Below are 4,545 nucleotides of genomic sequence, written 5' to 3'. Positions count from 1 at the left end.
ATGGCCCCACAATAAGCATGGTTAAAAATTCTGCACAGATATAGTTGAGCATCAGGGTGGTGATGACCTCGTTGATGGCATATTTAATTTTCAGTATGGCCGGTATAATGCCCCATAATGCACCGCCAATGAAGCCGGCTGTAAATATCAACGGAACGATAAGAGCAGAGGGCAGGGCGTTTCCCAGATGCTGGGCCGTCCATGTGGCAAAAATGGCGCCCATGAGCAGCTGGCCCTCGGCACCGATATTCCAGAACTTGGCCCTGAAGGCAAGGGTCAGGCCGGCCCCGATGAGAATTAAGGGAATGGCCTTGGTAATGGTTTCCTTGATGCCGTAAACAGAGCCAAATGATTCAATAAAGATTTGGGACACCGCATACAAGGGGTTGACGCCTGCGGTAAGGAAAATAAGGCCGATGGCCAGGACGCCGGCCCCAAGGGCGCCGATATTGGTTATAAAGGACCTTAAAGGGGTGATATTGTAGCGGTTGCTTGTAGTAATCCGTATCATGGGTAATATATCTTTTAAAAGTGTTGAGTCTTGAGTCTTGAGTAGTGAGATTTAAAAACAAGCTGTTTTTCTCACTACTCACTACTCAAGACTCACTACTCAATGCGTTTTGATCCGGCCATCATCAATCCGATATCGTTGATGCGCTCATCGTCCGTCTCCAGAATCCCCATGAACTCACCTGCGAAAATCACGGCCACCCGGTCGCACAGTTCGAAAATTTCATCCAGGTCCTCTGAAAACAGCAGCACGGAACTACCCTGGCGGCACAGTTTCAGCAGGTGCTTACGCAGGAACTGGGTGGCGCCCACATCAAGCCCGTAGGTGGGGTGGGAGGCCACCAGCAACTGGGGTTGTTCACTTATTTCCCGGCCTAAAATCAGTTTCTGGATATTGCCGCCGGAAAGGTTTCTAATCTGGTTGTCAATGGAGTGGGTGTCCACCCGGAATTCGTTGATAATGCACTCTGTGTGACGTTTGACACTTTCGTATTTAAGAAAATACCGCTTGGAGAATTTTTTACGATGGTGCTGTTTGAGGATGGCATTGTCATACAAAAAAAGACCCGGGGCAATGCCGAATCGGATGCGTTCCTCGGGGACGTGGGAGACCCCATTGTCATAAATTTGTCTGGGTGACAGGTTGGTAATATCCCGGTTGTTGATCAACACCTTGCCGGAGTCGATGGCCCGGATGCCGGTAATGGCTTCGGCCAATTCGCGCTGCCCGTTGCCGGCTACACCTGCCACACCGAAAATTTCATTTTTGTACAGATCAAAGGATACGTTTTTGACTGCGACAAGGCCTTTGTCCCCAGTGACATGAATATTCCGGACACTGAGCACCCGGTCTCCCCTGGGCAGTTTCTGCCTGTCCATCGTCAGGGCCACGTCTTTGCCAACCATCATCCGGGCCAGTCCCATTTTATCCGTGTCCTTGGTTCGGGCGTCGCCCACAATCCGCCCTTTGCGCAGTACGGTCACACGGTCACAGATCTCCATGATTTCATCAAGTTTGTGGGAGATGAAAATCACACTGTGACCGGCGGCCTTCATCCGGCGAAGAATTTCAATGAGCTCCTTGATCTGCTGGGGCGTCAGAACGGATGTGGGTTCGTCCAGGATGAGAAGGTCTGCACCGTTTAAAAGGGTTTTTATGATTTCAACCCGCTGCTGCTCTCCGGCGGAAAGCTGCCATACCTTTTGATCAAGGTCAATTTGGAAATCAAACTGGCTTGAAAACGCTTTTATTTTTTGCCGCAACACTTTCCGGGGGAAAAAAAACGGGGTGTCCTTATATCCCAAAGCGATATTTTCAATTACGGAATGGTTCTGGATCAGCATGAAGTGCTGGTGAATCATGCCGATGCCAAGATTGATGGATTCCACCGGATTGGAGATACGAACGGGCTTGCCGTTGATCAGGATAGTTCCCGAATCCGGCTGGTAAATGCCGTAAAGGATATTCATCAGCGTTGTCTTGCCGGCACCGTTCTCCCCGAGCAGGCCTAATATCTCTCCGGAACTGACTTCAAGATTGATATCCTTGTTGGCATGAACCCCCTGGAATGATTTGCAAATATCCTTCATTTCAAGGCGTTGTATCTTAATCATAAAACTATTTGTTGGGGATTTCGCCTTTCACATTGTCCACAAAATACATCATGGAAAGCAGATCATCTTTGGAGGCACGTTCCCCCTCCTTGATTTTTATCTCTCCCTTGTTGTCGGAAACCGGACCCATGAACGGATCAAATACCTCAACGCCCTGCTTCATCTGCTCATAGCGTTTCATGACCAGGTCATAGGCGCTGATTTCACCAAATTGTTCAGTTTTAATCATGGCATGTTTCAGGGGTTCAACAAATTTGGTGTTGACGGCTTCATCAGGACTCCCGCCCAGAATAGCGGCCTTTTCTTTGGCCAGCCACCAGACGTCCTGACTGGGATCCCAGGTGCCTTCATGTATATCTTTCAGGATTTTGGCATACATTCCGCCCCAGTCCATGCGTTGGCCTGAAACCACAGAATCTTTGCCATACACCTGCATGGGGGAATAATGGGAAAATGTGTAGATCTGTTTGCCTTTTTCACAATGAGCCTGGCCTACTTCAACGACCGCAGGGGTGTCCTCGGTGAATGCCAGGGCATCACAACCTTCAGCAATCAGTGCTTCTGCTGCTTCTTTGGCCTTGTCCGGCCCGTACCAGGCATAGATCCATTTCACGTCCACGGTGGCATCGGGGTTGACGGCCTTGGCACCAAGGGCATAGGCGTTGATGTGGCGGATCAGTTCCGGAATGGGGTAGGCGGCAACATAACCAAGTTTATTGGATTTGGTCAATATTCCTGCCATCATACCGTTGAGGTAGTATATTTGATACAGATCGCCAAAATAGGTGCCCAGGTTGGCGCCACGTTTGAACCCTGCGCAATGCATAAATTTTGTATCCGGATATTTTTCAGCGGCTTTGACGGTGTTATCCATGTATCCGAAACTGGTGGTGAAGATCACATCGCATTTCTGCTGCTGGACAAGACGATCCATGATTCTCAGGGAATCCGCTTCAGTCACCGATTCAACAATAACGGTTTCCAGCCAAGGATAGAGAGATTCAACATACCTTTTGCCTAAGTCATGGGCATGGGACCATCCGTAATCGCCCACCGGTCCCACATAGATAAAACCGGCTTTCAGCTTCTTTTCCTCAGCCGGTGCCTCCTGGGAGTCTGCGGTTTTTTCAGATGCTTTTGCCTCAACTTCTGTGGTTTTCTCAGGTGCTTGTTTCGGTTTGTCCTGCTCTCCGCAGCCGACAATGAGCATCGCGAAAAGAAAACTGACAATCAGCACTCTCATCTTGGTTTTCATCGTTATCTCCAAAGGTTATAATATGGGTATCAAGAAATTTTTAGGATCATACGATAATTGCTGGTTTGTCGTCAACTATTTAAACACAGGCTCCTAACACCAAAAAAAATCCCCCCCTTGCAGGTTGGTATTCCTGCAAGGGGGGGATCTATCGAAAAAAAGAACCTTCTATTTTGCAGCGGCCCGGGGGCTCGCCAGTCGTTTCATCTGGCCTGATTTTTAGCAATCCATTCTTTTGTCGAGTTCATGGGTCGGGACCACTCTAAATCGCCCATTGGGCCTGAATAGATAAAACCGGCTTTCTATTCTTTTTTTGCAGCGGGAGCTTCCTGTACCTCTGCAGGCGTTTCAGCAGCTGGAGTTTTATCTTCCTCAATAGTTTGGGTTTTAATTTCTTCAGCGGCTTGGGTTTCAACTTCCTTAACTGCTTGGGTTTCAGGTTGAGCAGTCTGGGTTTCAACTTTTTCAGCAGCCTGGGTTTCAACCTGAGGTGCTTTGGCGGTTTCTTTCGGCTTGTCCTGCTGTCCGCAACCGGCAAAGATCATTGCGAAAAGAAAAACACAACTAACAATCACTACACTCATCTTAATTTTCATCGTTATCTCCTTTGTTTATAGTTGGGAACTAGTACAACTTTAGAAGTATACGATAATTACAGCCCCACCGTCAACTATTTACTCAGAATATTAACACCAAAAATAAGACCCCCCCCTGCAGGGGGGGGGGGGGCTTATATCTTGAAAAAAAGGAACAGTCTATTTTGCAGCGGCCCTGGCCTGGGCCAGCCAGTCATCCCATTTTTTCTGATTTTCAGCAATCCACTCCGTGACATGCTTCTGGATCTCTTTTGCTGATTTTTCACCCGCGTTCATGCGGGTGTTCTGCGCATTAATATCTGCAAGGGGCAGAGTGAAGAGTTCAAAAATTTTTTTGGCCGCAGGATTGTCCGCTAAAAATTTTTTGTTGGCTACCATACGGATATCCGAAACAACAAATCCCAGTTTCACCGGATCCATAACTGCGCCGTCGATGCCGGACTGGGTCATCATGTCCACGGCCATGGCCTGGGCTTCAGTGGGTAGAATTTTAGGCACGTTGATCCACATCACGTCTTTCCCGGGTTTGAGTTTATATACGGTCCAGTTCGGGGTCCAGGTGTAAAAGAA

The 4,545-nt window shown here is 48.4% G+C and carries 5 protein-coding genes; all 5 read right to left on the bottom strand.

Features of this window, described 5'->3' with window-relative positions:
- On the bottom strand, positions 1–511 hold a 511-nt coding region (locus AB7U36_RS19115), incomplete at its 3' end, for an ABC transporter permease (RefSeq protein ID WP_428161243.1).
- Positions 512–606: 95 nt separating this feature from the next.
- Positions 607–2,124: an ABC transporter ATP-binding protein gene (locus AB7U36_RS19110; protein ID WP_428161242.1), complete on the bottom strand. Its 1,518-nt coding sequence runs from the start codon at positions 2,122–2,124 to the stop codon at positions 607–609.
- 4 nt (positions 2,125–2,128) lie between these two features.
- Positions 2,129–3,379 (bottom strand): BMP family ABC transporter substrate-binding protein, encoded by a 1,251-nt coding sequence (locus tag AB7U36_RS19105; protein WP_428161241.1) that lies wholly within the window; start codon positions 3,377–3,379, stop codon positions 2,129–2,131.
- A gap of 302 nt (positions 3,380–3,681) precedes the next feature.
- The gene (locus tag AB7U36_RS19100; RefSeq protein ID WP_428161240.1) at positions 3,682–3,975 is read right to left on the bottom strand and encodes a hypothetical protein; all 294 of its coding nucleotides are present in this window, start codon (positions 3,973–3,975) and stop codon (positions 3,682–3,684) included.
- 159 nt (positions 3,976–4,134) lie between these two features.
- The coding region (locus AB7U36_RS19095; RefSeq protein ID WP_428161239.1) for a glycine betaine ABC transporter substrate-binding protein at positions 4,135–4,545 on the bottom strand (411 nt) is incomplete at its 5' end.

The sequence above is a fragment of the Desulfobacter sp. genome, assembly GCF_050177295.1.
The sequence above is the reverse complement of the archived record's forward strand: the minus strand, read 5'-3'. Positions and strand labels throughout refer to the sequence as shown.